Source organism: Thalassococcus profundi, assembly GCF_003344785.1.
Classification (GTDB): domain Bacteria; phylum Pseudomonadota; class Alphaproteobacteria; order Rhodobacterales; family Rhodobacteraceae; genus Puniceibacterium; species Puniceibacterium profundi.
This window is the reverse complement of sequence record NZ_QPMK01000017.1, coordinates 1-15,642: the sequence shown is the minus strand read 5'-3', so window position 1 is coordinate 15,642 and position 15,642 is coordinate 1. Positions and strand designations below refer to the sequence as shown.

13 protein-coding genes and 1 riboswitch are annotated in these 15,642 nt (G+C 66.5%); of the genes, 7 read left to right on the top strand and 6 right to left on the bottom strand.

All coding sequences use genetic code 11. The features are described from left to right. Positions 1–111: 111 nt before the first annotated feature. Positions 112–768: a hypothetical protein gene (locus tag DU478_RS17750; RefSeq protein ID WP_114512312.1), complete on the bottom strand. Its 657-nt coding sequence runs from the start codon at positions 766–768 to the stop codon at positions 112–114. A gap of 298 nt (positions 769–1,066) precedes the next feature. Between DU478_RS17750 and DU478_RS17745 the strand changes: the two genes are divergently transcribed. Then, positions 1,067–3,496 carry an ATP-dependent helicase gene (locus DU478_RS17745; protein ID WP_114512311.1) on the top strand — a complete coding sequence of 810 codons (2,430 nt, stop codon included), beginning with the start codon at positions 1,067–1,069 and terminating at the stop codon, positions 3,494–3,496. 238 nt (positions 3,497–3,734) lie between these two features. On the opposite strand, the gene DU478_RS17740 is transcribed toward DU478_RS17745, so the two are convergent. Next, the gene (locus DU478_RS17740) at positions 3,735–4,394 is read right to left on the bottom strand and encodes a glutathione S-transferase N-terminal domain-containing protein (protein WP_114512310.1); all 660 of its coding nucleotides are present in this window, start codon (positions 4,392–4,394) and stop codon (positions 3,735–3,737) included. Between the two features lie 58 nt (positions 4,395–4,452). Beyond that, the gene (locus DU478_RS17735; RefSeq protein ID WP_147276381.1) at positions 4,453–4,812 is read right to left on the bottom strand and encodes a hypothetical protein; all 360 of its coding nucleotides are present in this window, start codon (positions 4,810–4,812) and stop codon (positions 4,453–4,455) included. Between the two features lie 279 nt (positions 4,813–5,091). On the opposite strand from DU478_RS17735, the gene metZ reads away from it, so the two are divergent. The 3 genes from metZ (at position 5,092) to DU478_RS17720 (ending at position 9,354) form a co-directional block, all read left to right on the top strand. Further along, positions 5,092–6,261: an O-succinylhomoserine sulfhydrylase gene (gene metZ, locus DU478_RS17730; RefSeq protein ID WP_114512308.1), complete on the top strand. Its 1,170-nt coding sequence runs from the start codon at positions 5,092–5,094 to the stop codon at positions 6,259–6,261. A 128-nt stretch (positions 6,262–6,389) separates the two neighbouring features. Further along, a complete protein-coding gene (folE2, locus tag DU478_RS17725; protein ID WP_114512307.1) occupies positions 6,390–7,487 on the top strand; it encodes a GTP cyclohydrolase FolE2 in 1,098 nt (365 codons plus the stop codon). A 418-nt stretch (positions 7,488–7,905) separates the two neighbouring features. Continuing rightward, positions 7,906–9,354 carry a TrkH family potassium uptake protein gene (locus DU478_RS17720; protein WP_114512306.1) on the top strand — a complete coding sequence of 483 codons (1,449 nt, stop codon included), beginning with the start codon at positions 7,906–7,908 and terminating at the stop codon, positions 9,352–9,354. 15 nt (positions 9,355–9,369) lie between these two features. On the opposite strand, the gene DU478_RS17715 is transcribed toward DU478_RS17720, so the two are convergent. Next, the gene (locus DU478_RS17715) at positions 9,370–12,447 is read right to left on the bottom strand and encodes a valine--tRNA ligase (protein ID WP_114512305.1); all 3,078 of its coding nucleotides are present in this window, start codon (positions 12,445–12,447) and stop codon (positions 9,370–9,372) included. A 119-nt stretch (positions 12,448–12,566) separates the two neighbouring features. Further along, positions 12,567–12,768, top strand: a riboswitch (cobalamin riboswitch). Between the two features lie 126 nt (positions 12,769–12,894). Here DU478_RS17715 and DU478_RS17710 point away from each other — a divergent pair. Both DU478_RS17710 and DU478_RS17705 read left to right on the top strand, forming a co-directional pair. Next, positions 12,895–13,173: a hypothetical protein gene (locus DU478_RS17710; RefSeq protein WP_114512304.1), complete on the top strand. Its 279-nt coding sequence runs from the start codon at positions 12,895–12,897 to the stop codon at positions 13,171–13,173. Positions 13,174–13,384: 211 nt separating this feature from the next. After that, positions 13,385–13,732, top strand: coding sequence for a hypothetical protein (locus DU478_RS17705; protein ID WP_114512303.1), 348 nt, complete (start codon positions 13,385–13,387; stop codon positions 13,730–13,732). On the opposite strand, the gene DU478_RS17700 is transcribed toward DU478_RS17705, so the two are convergent. Further along, on the bottom strand, positions 13,729–13,947 hold the full coding sequence (locus DU478_RS17700) for a DUF1127 domain-containing protein (RefSeq protein WP_114512302.1): 219 nt from the start codon (positions 13,945–13,947) through the stop codon (positions 13,729–13,731). The genes DU478_RS17705 and DU478_RS17700 overlap by 4 nt on opposite strands. 238 nt (positions 13,948–14,185) lie before the next feature. On the opposite strand from DU478_RS17700, the gene DU478_RS17695 reads away from it, so the two are divergent. Further along, positions 14,186–15,250 carry an Mrp/NBP35 family ATP-binding protein gene (locus DU478_RS17695; RefSeq protein WP_114512301.1) on the top strand — a complete coding sequence of 355 codons (1,065 nt, stop codon included), beginning with the start codon at positions 14,186–14,188 and terminating at the stop codon, positions 15,248–15,250. A gap of 2 nt (positions 15,251–15,252) precedes the next feature. On the opposite strand, the gene DU478_RS17690 is transcribed toward DU478_RS17695, so the two are convergent. Beyond that, on the bottom strand, positions 15,253–15,642 hold a 390-nt coding region (locus tag DU478_RS17690; protein WP_147276380.1), incomplete at its 5' end, for a TonB family protein.

The window sequence follows — 15,642 nt, the reverse complement described above, 5'->3', positions numbered from 1 at the left end:
GGATACGGCCGAGGTGCCGGTGCGCCGAACGCCGAAAGAAAATCCGCCATCCGGCTGGGGATGGCGGAGTCGATTCTCGGGAAAGCGTGTCCCAAGCGTCGGGCGCGCGCGTTACAGGCTGCGCGCTTCTTCGACGGCTTCCATGCAGGCGGCTTCGTCGCCGGCGTCGAGAGCGGCCTGCGCCGTGGCAATGGCGTCCTCGAATTCCTGCGAGGTGTCGCCCGAGGAACCGTCCTGTTGCTCGGAGGCATCCTGGCCGGAGGTCGCGATCGTGTCGGTGTCGGCTTCCAGAGGCGCGGTATCGCCATCCTTCACGATCTGGTTGTCGCCGTCGCCGGTGTCCGACCCGCTGGCGGCTGTCTCGGTCGAGCTGCTCTCGGACATGTCGCTGGAGCCGCCGCCAGCCATGTCGCCCGAGCTGCCGTCGGCCATGTCGGTCGAACCGCTGCCAGAGGTATCGGCGGCGGCGCCATCGGCGTTTTCAAGCGGTGCGAGGCTGCCGTCCTTGGCGATCTGGTCGTCGCTGCCGCTCGAGCCGGAGCCGCTGCCCGCCATGTCGCCCGAGCCGCTTTCGGTCATGGTGTCCGATCCGCTGCTGTCGGCGCCTTCGAGCGGCGCCATGCTGCCGTCCTTGGCGATGCCGCCGCCGCTGTCCATCCCGGTCCCGCCGGTCAGTTCGGCCAGTTCCGCTTGGCAATCGGCCATGGCGGGACCGGCCAGACCGAGGCCGGTACAGATCGCGATCACGCTTGTCATCTTCCGTTTCATGGGGGTCTCCTCCTCTATGATAACCTGGGATCACAACCGCGAGAGAGGCGGGTTCGTTCCGCCCGCGGCGCCGCGCCGACCGCTTCGTGCCCGGGGTCCAGGGCCTGCAAACCGGCGCAGGCGGCTGAAAGGGCAGGGAATTTCCGGCGGCGCTTTTCCGCCTGTCACCGGGCGGCGCGGGGTGGCCGTTGTCGCGGACCGGAGGCGGGCGTTCGGCACATGCGTCGTTTGAAAATCCCTGCGAACACAGCATGAACATGCGCTTTCCCTCGGGGGCCGGCCGGGTTATCATCGGGTCATGAGCAGTTTCGACGAAATGGACGCCTTCGAGGGCGCTTCGCTGTCCGCGCGTGCCATGGCCGCCCGGCCCAGCCCCTACCTGGACTCGCTGAACCCCGCGCAGCGCGAGGCGGTCGAGCGTCTGGATGGCCCCGTGCTGATGCTGGCGGGGGCGGGCACCGGCAAGACCAAGGCGCTCACCGCGCGAATCGTGCACCTGCTGAACACCGGGCGGGCGCGGCCGAACGAGATCCTCGCCGTGACCTTCACCAACAAGGCCGCGCGCGAGATGAAGACCCGCGTGGGCCAGATGCTGGGCGAAACGGTGGAGGGCATGCCCTGGCTCGGCACGTTCCACGCCATCTGCGTCAAGCTGCTACGCCGCCATGCGGAACTGGTGGAGCTGAAGTCGAACTTCACTATCCTCGACACGGACGACCAGCTGCGCTTGCTGAAACAGCTGGTGGCGGCGGAGGGGATCGACGACAAGCGTTGGCCGGCGCGGATGCTGTCGGGCATCATCGACGACTGGAAGAACCGCGCGCTGACGCCCGAGAAGGTACCCGCCGCCGATGCGGGGGCCTACAACCACAAGGGGCCGAAGCTCTATGCCGCCTACCAGGCGCGGCTGCGCGAGCTGAACGCGGTGGATTTCGGCGACCTGTTGTTGCACATGGTGACGATCTTCCAGACCCACGGCGACGTGCTGGAGCAGTACCAGCGCTGGTTCCGCTACATCCTCGTGGACGAGTACCAGGACACCAACGTGGCGCAATACCTGTGGCTGCGGCTCCTGGCGGCGGGGCATCGCAACATCTGCTGCGTCGGCGACGACGACCAGTCGATCTATGGATGGCGCGGCGCCGAGGTGGGCAACATCCTCCGGTTCGAAAAGGATTTTCCCGGCGCCCATGTGGTGCGGCTGGAGCAGAATTACCGCTCCACCCCGCATATCCTTGCCGCCGCGAGCGGCGTCATCAAGGGCAACCAGGGGCGGCTGGGCAAGGAGCTGTGGACCGAGGCCGAGGACGGCCAGAAGGTGCGCCTGATCGGCCACTGGGACGGCGACGAAGAGGCCCGCTGGGTCGGCGAGGAGATCGAGGCGCTGCAGCGCGGGACACGCGGGCAGGACCCGGTGAGCCTCGACGCGATGGCGATCCTCGTGCGCGCCTCCCACCAGATGCGCGCCTTCGAGGACCGGTTTCTGACCATCGGTCTGCCCTATCGCGTGATCGGCGGGCCGCGCTTCTACGAGCGGATGGAGATTCGCGACGCCATGGCCTACTTCCGGCTGGTCGTCAGCCCCGACGACGATCTGGCCTTCGAGCGCATCGTCAACACGCCCAAACGCGGCCTGGGCGACAAGGCGCAGCAGACGATCCAGGTGGCGGCCCGGGCCAACGGCGTGAGCCTGCTCGACGGCGCGCGCATCGCCGTGGACAAGGGGCTGATCAAGGGCAAGGGCGGGGCGGCCCTGCGCGAACTGGCCGAGGGGCTGGCGCGCTGGTCGGGCAAGCTGCGCGGCCCGCTGCGCGAATCGGGCGTGGACGCCGACCGGGTCATCGACGACGAGGATCGCGCGGTGCGCATGGAGCACGGTCCCGCCGAGATCACGCACATGGAACTGGCCGAGATCATCCTCGATGAAAGCGGCTACACCGCCATGTGGCAGAACGACAAGACGCCCGAGGCGCCGGGACGGCTGGAGAACCTCAAGGAACTGGTGAAGGCGCTGGAAGGCTTCGAGAACCTGCAGGGGTTCCTCGAGCATGTCAGCCTCATCATGGACAACTCCACCGAGGATGCGGGGGAGAAGGTCAGCATCATGACTTTGCACGCTGCCAAGGGTCTGGAATTTCCCGCCGTGTTCCTGCCGGGCTGGGAGGACGGGCTGTTCCCGTCGCAGCGCTCGATGGACGAGAGCGGCGTCAAGGGGCTCGAGGAGGAACGGCGGCTGGCCTATGTGGGCATCACACGGGCGGAGGAACTCTGCACGATTTCCTTTGCGGCCAACCGCCGGGTGTTTGGCCAGTGGCAGTCGTCGCTGCCGTCGCGGTTCATCGACGAACTGCCCGAGGATCACGTCGAGGTGTTGACGCCGCCGGGGCTCTACGGCGGCGGCTACGGCGCGGCGGGACTGGGCGGCGCGTCGAGCGGGCTGGAGGCGCGGGCGGCGGAGGCGAATGTCTACAATTCGCCGGGCTGGCGGCGGCTGCAAGCTCGGGCGGCGGAGCGGCCGGTGAGCCAACCGAAGGAGAGCCGCACCACGGTGATCGACCTCGAGGCGGTGTCGGCCTACACGGTGGGAGAGCGGGTGTTTCACCAGAAGTTCGGCTATGGCGCTGTCGTGGGGATCGAGGGCGACAAGCTGGAGATCGATTTCGAGAAGGCCGGGGTGAAGAAGGTCGTGGCGCGATTCATCATGGCGGCGGACGACGTGCCGTTCTGATCGGCTCCTCCGCCCTGGCGGGCGTCCTCGCGGGGTCCGGTCCGGCTTCAGGGCTCACCAGAACAAGGCCCTTGTTCCGAAACCACCCCGCGCCCGATCCCTGTCTGACAGGGGCCCGACGCCGCGCCAAGCGGAATGGCCGTCTCCCCGCGAGGCGGGGCCCCTCGGCAATTCCGCTTGTCCCGCCGCCCGTCCCCTGTCTGCCGGGTCTCAGGCGAGGGGCGGCTCCGGAACAAGGTCAGCGTTTTGCGGTGGGGTCGCGGCGATGTTCGGCATGCAGGGCGCGGCCTTTTTGCACCGCGGGCCGGGCGCTCACGGTGTCGAGCCAGCGTTTCATGTGCGGCTTGTCGTCCAGCGTCTGCTGCTGGCCTTCCCAGAGCGAGCACCAGCCCCAGAGCGCCATGTCGGCGATGCTGTAGTCGGCGCCCGCGACGTATTCGTTTTTTGACAATTGCGTGTCGAGCACCTTGTAAAGCCGCCCGACCTCGGTGCGGTAGCGGTCCTTGGCATAGGGCAGGTCTTCGGGGGCGAATTTCAGGAAGTGATGCGCCTGGCCCGCCATCGGGCCGACGCCGCCCATCTGCCACATCAGCCACTGGTCGACCGCGATGCGGTCGCGTTCGGACTTGCCGCAGAAGAGACCGGTCTTGCGCGCGAGGTATTGCAGGATCGCGCCGGATTCGAAGATGTGGATCGGCGCGCCGTCCGGCCCGTCGGGATCGGTGATCGCGGGGATCTTGTTGTTGGGCGACACCTTGAGGAAATCGGGATCGAACTGCCCCTTGTTGTAGAGGTCCACCAGGTGCGTGGTGTAGGGCAGCGCCATTTCCTCGAGCGCGATGGAGATCTTCCAGCCGTTGGGCGTGGGCCAGAAATAGAGGTCGATGGGGGCGGTCATGGCTGTCTCCGGTCGGGTCCGGGCCATCATGCCTGACGGAGCGCTGAGGGCAAGCGGCTCAGCAGTTTCGCACAGGGCGGCGCCGGGTGTGATTGATCCATGCGGTTTCGCAATGCCGGACCTCGCCGCGAAAGAGGGCGCAATAAAGATCGATCACCCGGACGATCCCGCTCCAGACAAGCCGCAACCGCGCGTCCTGCGCGGCCAGGTGGCTGCGCGCCGAAAAGGTCATGTCGGACGCGCCGCCGGTCAGCCGGTTGAGCCGGATCGACAGCAGGAACAGCAGCGCCTCGGTGAATTCCTCCTCGTGGGCGCCGTCGGGCAGGGCGGCGTGCACGGCCTCGCCCAGGCGCTGGCGCATCATCGACAGGGGTCTCGGAAAGAGACGCGGCCCAAGGTCGTTGTCCGAAAACGCCATGCTGTGCTCCCACCAGATATTGTGGCTACTGCGTAGCGGACGGATATAACGGCGGTATGAAACGCGGGTTACAGCACCGTGACGGTCTTGACCGGTGCGTCGCGCGGGCGTAAGCCGATGCCGTGGCGATTTGTTACCGGATTGCGGGCCACTCGGGACGGGCAGGAATGTCCGGGACCCGGAAAACATGCCGCTAAAGAGGTCAGACGACGAGGGAGCCCCCTTTCGCTTGACCGCGACGGGGGTTTTTTTGTGGGCGATGGCCCGGGAGACGAGACGATGAAGAAGCGCACGGCCTTGGTGCATGGCGGCACGCGCCGCAGTCAGTATGGCGAGCTGTCCGAGGCGATGTTCCTGACACAGGGCTTTGTCTATGACAGCGCCGAACAGGCCGAGGGCCGGTTCATCGAGGCGGGGGCGGACGAGTATATCTACGCCCGCTATGGCAACCCGACGGTGCGGATGTTCGAAGAGCGCATCGCGCTGCTCGAAGGCACCGAGGACGGCTTCGCCACGGCAAGCGGCATGGCGGCGGTCAACGGTGCGCTGGTGTCGATGCTGAAGGCGGGCGATCACGTGGTCTCGGCTCGGGCGCTGTTCGGCTCCTGCCTTTACATCCTCGAGACGATCCTGCCGCGCTTCGGCGTCGAGGTGACTTTCGTGGACGGTGACGATTTGAGCCAATGGGAGGCGGCGATCCGCCCCGACACCAAGGCGGTGTTCTTCGAATCCATGGCCAATCCAACGCTGGAGCTTGTGGATATCGAGGGCGTGGCGAAGCTCGCCCATGCCAAGGGCGCCTTCGTGCTGGTCGACAACGTCTTCTCCACGCCGGTCTATTCAAAGGCCGTGGAGCAGGGCGCCGATGCGGTGATCTATTCCGCCACCAAGCATATCGACGGGCAGGGCCGCGTCCTGGGCGGCGTTATCCTCGGCAGCCGGGACTTCATCCGCAAGACGGTCGAACCCTACATGAAGCATACCGGCGGGTCGATGAGCCCGTTCACCGCCTGGGTCCTGTTGAAGGGGCTGGAGACGATCGACCTGCGGGTACGGGCTCAGACCGCGAGCGCGCAGGCCATCGCGGAGGCCATCGAGGGGCACGAGAAGCTTGCCGGGATCTCCTATCCGGGCCTCGCCAGCCATCCGCAGCATGCGCTGATGCAGCGGCAACTGGGCTCGGGCGGGACGATGATCGCGCTGGATATCAAGGGCGGCAAACCGGCGGCCTTCGCGTTCCTCAACGCGCTGGAGGTGGTGCTGATCTCGAACAACCTCGGGGACGCGAAATCCATTGCGACGCATCCGGCCACCACCACGCACCAGCGCCTCAGCCCGGAGCAGCGGAATGCCCTGGGAATCACCGAGGGTCTGGTCCGGCTGTCGGTGGGGCTCGAGGATCCGGAAGACCTGGTGGCAGATGTGCTGCGCGGCCTCTCCGTGACGTGATGGCGCAAGTCGCGATCGACGGAATCCTTTGATCCGGCGTCGCGTTTCGCACGTAGACCCTTTGACGAGTTGGATATTCGCCGACAGGCGACCTATCTATAGGGACGAAGCTGGGCGGAGGGCCTGACATGAACGTGCACACACCGGAAATCGACCGAAAGCCGAGCCGCGAAGAGGCCGAGGCGGCGCTTGCGCTCTTGCGGCAATGGGCGAACAAGGCGCCGGATGCCGAGATCGAGGCGCTTGATCCCGCCGTCGCGCGGCTGCTGGACGATGCCGCGTTCGAGTATCCCGACCTGTCGCGGATTTTCCCGCACAAGTTCGAGGTGGATGCCGCCTATAAATCCAGCCTGCCGGACCTGCAGAACGGGCCGTCCTCCCTGATCAAGGGTGCGAACCGGTCGATCCAGCATGTGGGCATCTCGAATTTCCGCCTGCCGCTGCGGTTCCACACCCGCGACAACGGTGACCTCACGCTGGAAGCCAGCGTGACCGGGACCGTGAGCCTCGATGCCGACAAGAAGGGCATCAACATGTCGCGGATCATGCGGTCCTTCTACAGGCATGCCGAGGCGACCTTCAGCTTCGGGGTGATCGAGGCGGCGCTTGACGACTACAAGTCCGACCTCGACTCCTTCGACGCGCGGATCAACATGGCGTTCCGCTTCCCGGTGAAGGTGCAGAGCCTGCGGTCGGGGCTCGAGGGCTACCAGTATTACGACATCTCGCTGGAACTGGTGGAAACCGACGGGCAGCGCCGCAAGATCATGCATCTCGATTATGTCTATTCCTCGACCTGCCCCTGTTCGCTGGAACTGAGCGAACATGCCCGCCGGACCCGCGGTCAGCTGGCGACGCCGCATTCTCAGCGGTCTGTGGCGCGGCTGTCGGTCGAGGTGCAGGACGGCGCCTGCCTGTGGTTCGAGGACCTGATCGACCTGTGCCGCCGCGCCGTGCCGACCGAGACGCAGGTGATGGTCAAACGCGAGGACGAGCAGGCCTTTGCCGAGCTCAACGCCGCCAATCCGATCTTCGTCGAGGATGCGGCGCGTCTGTTTGCGCAAGGCTTGCAGAAGGATGCCCGGGTGGGGGATTTCCGTGTGTTGGCCAGCCATCAGGAAAGCCTGCACAGCCATGACGCGGTGTCGGTGCTGACGGAGGGCGATCTTTTCGCCGCTGGCAGCCTCGATCCGAAGCTGTTCTCGACCCTGTTCCACGTCGGCTGACGAAGCGGGACGCGCGTGCCGGGGCGCTGCCCCGACGGCGCGCAAGCGCGCCTCCCCCGAGGTATTTTTGAACCGAAGAAGCAGGGGCGTGTGGATCGGGGCGTCTGCCGGAGGGGCGTCTGGCCGCGTCGGTTTATGCTGCGTGACGCGGGGGTGCCGCTCGGTGAAGGTGCTGTCCCCGCGGGAAATGCGTCGTGATCCCAGACGAATTCATGAACCGGAGAGGCGCGCTCGGTGTGCGAACCGACGCTGCGGAAACGGCATCGAACAGGATTGGCTGCGTATGGCGTGAAGACGTGCCGGCAGGCCGATGTCTCGCCGCGACTATGTGTCGGTCTGAAGGTTCTTCCGAACCGCGGATGCGCGGGGCGGCGCGGCTGCTTGACACCGCGCGAGCGGCGGGCCAACGCTGCGCGTTATGTTTGATCTGCGTCCCGTTGCCCATGTCATCGGCATCCTGGTGGCCATCCTTGGCCTGACCATGCTCTTGCCGATGATCGTCGATATCGTCGAGGGGCGGGACGAATGGCATGTCTTTGCCCAGAGCAGCGTGATCACCGTGCTGACCGGGGGGCTGATTTCCCTTGCCACCTCCAACGCCACGACCGAGCGGCTGTCGATCCAGCAGATCTTTCTGCTGACCACCGGGGTCTGGGTGGCGCTGCCGGTCTTCGGCGCGATTCCCTTCGTGATCGGCGCCACCGAGGCGCGGGTGGTCGACGCGGTCTTCGAGGCCATGTCGGGGCTGACCACCACCGGATCGACAGTGTTCACCGGGCTTGAGACGCTGCCCAAGGGGCTGCTTCTGTGGCGCGGACTGCTGCAGTGGCTGGGGGGCATTGGCATCATCGTCGTCGCCATGGTGTTCCTGCCCGAACTGCGGGTCGGCGGCATGCAGATCTTCCGCTCCGAAGCTTTTGACACGATGGGAAAGATCCTGCCGCGGGCGACGCAGATCTCGTCCTCGATCTCGACCATCTACGTGAGCCTGACGCTGGCCTGCACGGTCTGTTACATGATCACCGGCATGAACACTTTCGATGCCACGGTGCACGCGCTCACCACCGTGTCGACGGGCGGATTCTCGAATTATGACGCCTCCTTCGGCACCTTCTCGGGTTCGGCGGAATACGTGGCGAGCGTGTTCATGGTGCTCGCGGCGCTGCCCTTCGTGCGCTACGTGCAGATGATCAACGGCAACCAGATCGCCATCTTCCACGACAGCCAGGTACGCACCTTCCTCGCGATCATCGGCGTGCTGGTGGTGGTGACAGTCAGCGTGCTGCTCAGCGTCTTTCCGCACCATCCCGAACAGGCGCTGCGCGAAGCGCTGTTCAACATCACCTCGATCATGACCGGCACCGGCTATGCCTCGGTCGACTACATGCTCTGGGGCCCGTTCCTGGTCGTGCTGTTCTTCTTCATCGGGCTGATCGGCGGTTGCGCCGGGTCCACCGCCTGTTCGATCAAGGTGTTCCGCTACCAGCTGCTGTTCGCGTCGATCAAGGTGCAGCTGCGCAAGATCCGGGCGCCGCACGGGGTATTCACGCCGCGCTACGACGGGCGGGTGGTAAGCGACGACGTTCTGTCGTCGGTGATCTCGTTCTTCGTCTTCTTCGTGGTCACGCTGGGGGTGATGTCGGTGGCGCTGGGCATGACCGGACTCGATTTCATCACCTCGGTGTCGGGGGCGGCCACGTCCATCGCCAACGTCGGGCCGGGGCTGGGGCCGATCATCGGACCCGCCGGCAATTTCCAACCGCTGAACGACACCGCCAAATGGATCCTGACCTTTTCGATGCTGATCGGGCGGCTGGAGCTGATGGCGGTCTACGCGATCCTGACCGTGCGGTTCTGGCGGGCCTGACGCGGCCCGCCGCCGTTATCCGATTTCGGCCAGGCGGGCGAGCGCGGCCTTGAGCGTGGCCTCTTCCTCTTCGCGGGCCGCGAGGTTCTCGCGGGCTTCCTCGACCACCTCTTCGGGGGCGCTTTGTGCGAAGTTGGGGTTGTTCAGCCGGCCCTTGAGGCCGCCGATCTCCTTGGCCAGTTTGCCCAGGGTCTTCTCGAGCCGCGCCTTTTCCTCCTCGATGTCGATCAGCCCTTCGAGCGGCATGCCGAAGGTGCCGCCCTCGACCGGGATCGTCACGCATCCCCTGGGGAAGGCATCGGTCTTTTGCAGCGAGTCGATCCGCGCCAGCCGCATGATGATGTCGGCGTTCCGGTCCCAGGCGGCCTGGCCCGCGTCGTCCAGATCGGTGACCAGCATCGGCACCTTGAGGCCGGCGGGGACGTGCATCTGCGCGCGCGCAGAGCGTGTGCCCTCGATCAGGGAAATCACCCAGGACATTTCGCGGTCCGAGGCGCTGTCCACGAGGTCGGCCGCGGTGTAGCTGGGCCAGTCGGCGTGGATCAGCATTTCGGAGCGCTCGGCCATGGTGGCCCAAAGCTCTTCGGTGATGAAGGGCATGATCGGGTGCAGCAGGATCAGACACTGGTCCAGCACCCAGGCCATGGTGGCGCGGGTTTCCGCAATCACCGCCGCGTCTTCGGAGGCGAAGAGCGGTTTGGAGAATTCCACGTACCAGTCGCAGACCTTGCCCCAGACAAAGGCATAGAGCGCGCCCGCGGCATCGTTGAAGCGGTAGTTTTCCAGCGCCGTGTCGACCTCTTCGCGGACCTTGGCGGTCTCGCCGAGGATCCAGCGGTTTGCGGTCTGGGTGGGCTGCGGCAGGCCGCTGCGCGCACCCTCGAAAACGCCGTTCATCTCGGCGAAGCGGCAGGCGTTCCAGAGCTTGGTGCCGAAGTTGCGGTAACCGGCGATGCGGTCCTTGCTGAGCTTCAGGTCGCGGCCCATGGCGGCCATGGCGGTGAGGGTGAACCGCACAGCATCGGCGCCGTATTCGTCGATCAGGTCCAGCGGGTCGAGCACGTTGCCCAGCGACTTGGACATCTTCTTGCCCTTCTCGTCGCGCACAAGCGCGTGGACATAGACATCCGAGAAGGGTTTTTCGCCCACGACCGCGTATTGCATCATCATCATCCGGGCGACCCAGAAGAAGATGATGTCGAAGCCGGTGATGAGGGTGGAGGTCGGGAAGTAGCGCGCCAGTTCCGGTGTCTTTTCCGGCCAGCCCAGCGTGCCGATGGGCCAGAGGCCCGAGGAAAACCAGGTGTCGAGCACGTCGGGGTCGCGGAACACCGGGATCGTCGCGGGCGCCTCGCGCTGCTGGATGCGGCCCTCGGTGCGCCAGTTGCCGACCAGATCGCCCAGCAGGTCGATGGCGGCGCGTTCGTCCTCGACGACGCGGAAATCGGCATCCTCACCCCAGAGCACGCGCAGTTTTTCCAGCGCCTCGGCCTCGGTCGCGGCGCAGACATGGTGCCAGTCGTCGCCGCCGGTGGGCGCAGGCGCGTACCACACCGGGATCTGATGCCCCCACCAGAGCTGGCGCGAGATGCACCAGGGCTCGATGTTCTCGAGCCAGTGGAAATACACCTTCTTGTCGCGTTCGGGCAGGATGCGGGTGTCGCCATTCCGTACCGCGTCGAGCGCCGGGCCGACGATCTTCGACGTCTCGACGAACCACTGGTCCGTCAGCATCGGTTCGATAACGACCTTGGAGCGGTCGCCGTAAGGCTGGGTGATGGTCTTGGCCTCGACCAGCGGCACGAGGTCGTCCTCGCGCGCCTCGCCGCCCTCTTCGGGCGCGACGGGTTTCTGCGCCTTCTTGCCCAGCCGCGGATCGCTGGCCTGGGTCATCACGGCCAGACCCTCTTCGGTGATCTCTTCGACCACGCGGCGGCGCGCTTCGAACCGGTCGAGCCCGCGCAGATGGTCGGGGACGAGGTTCACGGCATCCGCCTCGGCCTCGGTCAGGGTCTGTTCACCGCGCGCCACGGCCAAAGCCAGCGCCGCGGCTTCGGCATAGGGTGCGCCGTCGGAGCGCATCGCGGCGCGGGTGTCCATCAGGCGGTAGCAGGGGATATCTCCGCGCTTGGCCACGCCGTAGTCGTTGAAATCATGCGCGCCGGTGATCTTGACCGCACCCGAGCCGAAGGTCGGATCGGGATAGTCGTCGGTGATGATCGGGATGAGCCGCCGATGCTCTTTCGGCCCAACCGGGATTTCGCAGAGCTGCCCGACGATGGGCGCATAGCGCTCGTCCGACGGATGCACCGCTACCGCGCCGTCGCCCAGCATGGTTTCGGGCCGGGTGGTGGCGATGGAGATGTAATCGCGCGTCTCGGTGAAGAGGACGTTCCCGTCCTCGTCCTTCTCGACATATTCATAGGTGGCCCCGCCCGCGAGCGGGTACTTGAAGTGCCACATGTGCCCCGCGGTGTCGATATTCTCGACCTCGAGATCGGAAATCGCGGTTTCGAAATGCGGGTCCCAGTTCACCAGCCGCTTGCCGCGGTAGATCAGGCCCTTGTCGTACATGTCGACGAAGACCTTGATGACGGCGTCGTGGAAATTGCCGTCCTCGCCCTCGGGCGCATTGGGCGCGCCGGACATGGTGAAGGCCTCGCGCGACCAGTCGCAGGAGGCGCCGAGGCTCTTGAGCTGGCCGATGATCGTGCCGCGCGACGTGATCTTCTGCTGCCAGACGCGGGAGAGGAAAGCATCGCGGCCCATCTCGCGCCGGGTCGGTTCACCGTTGGCGGCCATCTCGCGCTCGGTCACCATCTGCGTGGCGATGCCCGCGTGGTCGGTGCCGGGCTGCCAGAGCGTGTCGAACCCCTGCATGCGTTTCCAGCGCACCAGGATGTCCTGCAGCGTGTTGTTGAAGGCATGGCCCATATGCAGCGAGCCGGTGACGTTGGGTGGCGGGATCATGATCGAAAAGGGCGGCTTGCCGGGCTTGGCATTGGCCCCCGCGGCGAAGGCGCCGGCCTCTTCCCAGGCTTTGTAAAGGCGCGCTTCGGCGGCCTTTGCATCGAATGTCTTGTCCATCGCCATGGGTGGTGCCCCCGTCCGTTCCGTTTCCCGATCCTCTACGACAGCAAGGGCGGAAGGGAAAGAGGCGCAAAGCCCGTCAAAGCGTCGGTTTGGGGCTAGGCGACTCGGGCGCGGCGCGGTTAGCGTGAAGCTCTCAGGGTGCCGCAGCGATGCGGAGAATTGGGAAGCCGGTGCAAGACCGGCACTGCCCCCGCAACGGTGAGGGCGGGATATTCGGCGCATTTGCCACTGGAGCCGCATGGCTCCGGGAAGGCGCGCCGGAGCCGGGCCACGTGGCCCGCCCGCCTCAGTCCGGAAACCAGCCTTGGGACAACGTCGATCCGCGGTGGGCGGTCAGGGCGCAAGGCCGTACCGCTTTGCCGTTCCGATCTCGTCTGCCGACCCAACGCCACGGGGCGTGGCCATACAGAGGTACGAGATGGAAACGCATGTCCAGCGGGGGCGCCGATGAGCGCCCGGGCGATTTTCGACAGCTTGCAGACACTCAGCGCGGCGGCGCCCGAGGACGCGGCGCGGGCCGGATTCCTGGAATGGGCTTTCGGCCTGCCCGAGGACAGCGTGCCGCGCGCCGAGGCCTGCGCCGCGCTGCGCCGCATCGGCGGGCTCAACGCGCATTCCGCCGCGGCGCGGGCCTTTGTCGGACTGTTGGAGGAGGCAGCGCTCTGGCCCGCGGCGCGGCCGGCACGGCGCGGCGGCCGGGCCGGGCGCAAGCGGTCCTTGCACTGATTGCAATCTGGTCGCGACCATAAAAAAACGGCGACGCCGGGAGGAGGTGGCGCCGCCGTTCTAGGTCACGGCAGTCTCAGGGAGGAGGAGAGAGACCGCCGATGCCGGTGAGGCTTGCGCCTCGGAAGAAGGATGCGGCGACGCCAGGGAGGAGGAGAGGTGCCGCCGCGTTATCGACCGACCCAGGGAGGAGGAGAGGGCCGCCGAACTGGTGTGGGAGTGGGCCGTAGAGGCCGATCCCRGTGTAAGGTGCGGCGACGCCAGGGAGGAGGAGAGGCGCCGCCGCGTTATCGACCGACCCAGGGAGGAGGAGAGGGCCGCCGAACTGGTGTGGGAGTGGGCCGTAGAGGCCGATCCCGGTGTAAGGTGCGGCGACGCCAGGGAGGAGGAGAGGCGCCGCCGCAGTATCGACCGACCCAGGGAGGAGGAGAGGGCCGCCGAAGACGTCGGACGGTCAGACCGTCCGTTTTGTGGCAATGGCACTGGGAGGAGAAGATGTGCCGTTGCCGAAGATCGCGGGTCTAGGGAGGAGGAGAAAAACCCGACGATCCAAACTTAATTCTCGTACGCTGCCTGATAGGCGATGCGCGGGATTTCGGACCGGTGAATTCCCAGGTCCGCCAGGTCGCGATTGCTCAGCGAGGCGAGCTCGTCGCGGGTCTGGGCGTAGATGCGACGACGCTCCATGCGGACCTTCAGCCCGTCGATGAAAGCAGAAAATCGCGTGGTGCCAGCGGTCTGGCCGGTGATGTTCAAGTTCGATGCAAATGCCATCTCGGGTTGCCTCATTCGATTTGCCGCGGATGCCAATTAGTGGTTTGCTCCGCTTCGTTGACCTCAAGATGGGTCGAATGCTGCAGTTGCACAATGGTAAAAAGGTACAATGCTGCTATGCAGAAACTGCATATGAATTTTTGACCTAATTCGAAGCGGTTGACTGAATTGTTAGCGCTGTGAAAACGCTGGGGCGCCGGAGGACGGCGAATTGCGAACATAACACGGGAGATCGGCCATGAGCGACGTTCGGGACAGGGTTCTTGAGGCGCTGGCGCGGCTGGCGCTGCCCGATGGCGGCGATCTTGTCGCGCGCGACATGATTCGCGCCTTGCAGGTCGAGGACGGCAAGGTGCGCTTTGTCATCGAGGCGCCATCGCCCGAGATCGCCCGCCAGATGGAGCCCTTGCGCCGCGCCGCCGAGGCCATCGTGGCCGAGGTTCCGGGCGTGACCGGCGTGCAGGCGGCTCTGACGGCGCACGGCCCGGCACAACCCGCGCCGCAGCTCAAGATCGGCGGCCACCCCAAGCCGCAGGCGGGTCCAGCGAAGCCCGCGGGCGTGGCGCGCATTCTTGCGGTGGGGTCGGGCAAGGGCGGAGTGGGCAAGTCCACTGTGTCGGCGAACCTCGCGGTGGCGCTGGCGCGGCAGGGGCGGCGCGTGGGATTGCTGGACGCCGATATATACGGTCCCAGCATTCCGCGGATGATGGGCGCCAGCGGCAAGCCCGCCAGCCCCGACGGCAAGATCATCGAGCCGCTGCGCGCCCATGGCGTCACGCTCATGTCCATCGGCTTCATGCTGCCCCAGGAAAAGGCCGTGGTCTGGCGCGGGCCGATGCTCATGGGCGCTTTGCAGCAGATGTTGGGGCAGGTGAACTGGGGCACGCTGGATGTGCTGATCGTCGACCTGCCGCCCGGAACGGGCGACGTGGCGATGACCCTGTGCCAGAAATCCGAGGTATCGGGCGCCATCGTCGTGTCGACCCCGCAGGACGTGGCGCTTCTGGATGCGCGCAAGGCGCTGGACATGTTCACCACGCTCAAGACGCCGGTGCTGGGGCTGATCGAGAACATGTCGGTCTTCGTCTGCCCCCATTGCGGCGGCGAAAGCCACATTTTCGGACACGGCGGCGTGGCGTCCGAGGCGGAGAAGCTGGGGTTGCCATTGCTGGCGGCGCTGCCGCTCGATCTCGACACGCGGCTCTCGGGCGATGGCGGCACGCCGGTGGCGGCAGGGGAAGGACCGATGGCCGAGGCCTATGCGCGGCTGGCGCAGGGGCTCATCGGCGGCGGCATGGCCTGAGCCTAGCGCCGGGCGAATTGCAACGGCAGGTTGAAGCTGTAGCTGGCCGCGGTCAGGACATTCGGCGCGCGCGGCAAGCGGGCGTTGCGCGCGGCGCTGACGGCGGCGCGGTCGAGCGCGGCATCGCCCGAGGATCCGGTGACGCTGACCCCGCGCAGGCTTCCCGACGGCGAGACCGTGATCTGCAGCGTGACGATGCCCCGCGCCCGCGTGCCGCCCGGATAGCGCTGCGCGCGGGCGACGCTTTGCCGGATCTGCCCGCCCCACTGCGCCTGCGCCTGCCGGAGCGTCGCGGCGGAGGGTCCGGGGGCAGGCTTTGGTCTCTGGCGGGCCGGCGCGGCTGCCGGCGGCTCGGTTCCGGATCCCTGCGCGCGCTGCGCCGGGGCGGGCGC

What these genes read in the sequence shown, in the direction of transcription:
- DU478_RS17750 (WP_114512312.1), bottom strand. Translation starts at nt 768, where the DNA reads ATGAAACGGAAGATGACAAGCGTGATCGCGATCTGTACCGGCCTCGGT.
- DU478_RS17745 (WP_114512311.1), top strand. Translation starts at nt 1,067, where the DNA reads ATGAGCAGTTTCGACGAAATGGACGCCTTCGAGGGCGCTTCGCTGTCC.
- DU478_RS17740 (WP_114512310.1), bottom strand. Translation starts at nt 4,394, where the DNA reads ATGACCGCCCCCATCGACCTCTATTTCTGGCCCACGCCCAACGGCTGG.
- DU478_RS17735 (WP_147276381.1), bottom strand. Translation starts at nt 4,812, where the DNA reads ATGGCGTTTTCGGACAACGACCTTGGGCCGCGTCTCTTTCCGAGACCC.
- metZ (WP_114512308.1), top strand. Translation starts at nt 5,092, where the DNA reads ATGAAGAAGCGCACGGCCTTGGTGCATGGCGGCACGCGCCGCAGTCAG.
- folE2 (WP_114512307.1), top strand. Translation starts at nt 6,390, where the DNA reads ATGAACGTGCACACACCGGAAATCGACCGAAAGCCGAGCCGCGAAGAG.
- DU478_RS17720 (WP_114512306.1), top strand. Translation starts at nt 7,906, where the DNA reads ATGTTTGATCTGCGTCCCGTTGCCCATGTCATCGGCATCCTGGTGGCC.
- DU478_RS17715 (WP_114512305.1), bottom strand. Translation starts at nt 12,447, where the DNA reads ATGGCGATGGACAAGACATTCGATGCAAAGGCCGCCGAAGCGCGCCTT.
- DU478_RS17710 (WP_114512304.1), top strand. Translation starts at nt 12,895, where the DNA reads ATGAGCGCCCGGGCGATTTTCGACAGCTTGCAGACACTCAGCGCGGCG.
- DU478_RS17700 (WP_114512302.1), bottom strand. Translation starts at nt 13,947, where the DNA reads ATGGCATTTGCATCGAACTTGAACATCACCGGCCAGACCGCTGGCACC.
- DU478_RS17695 (WP_114512301.1), top strand. Translation starts at nt 14,186, where the DNA reads ATGAGCGACGTTCGGGACAGGGTTCTTGAGGCGCTGGCGCGGCTGGCG.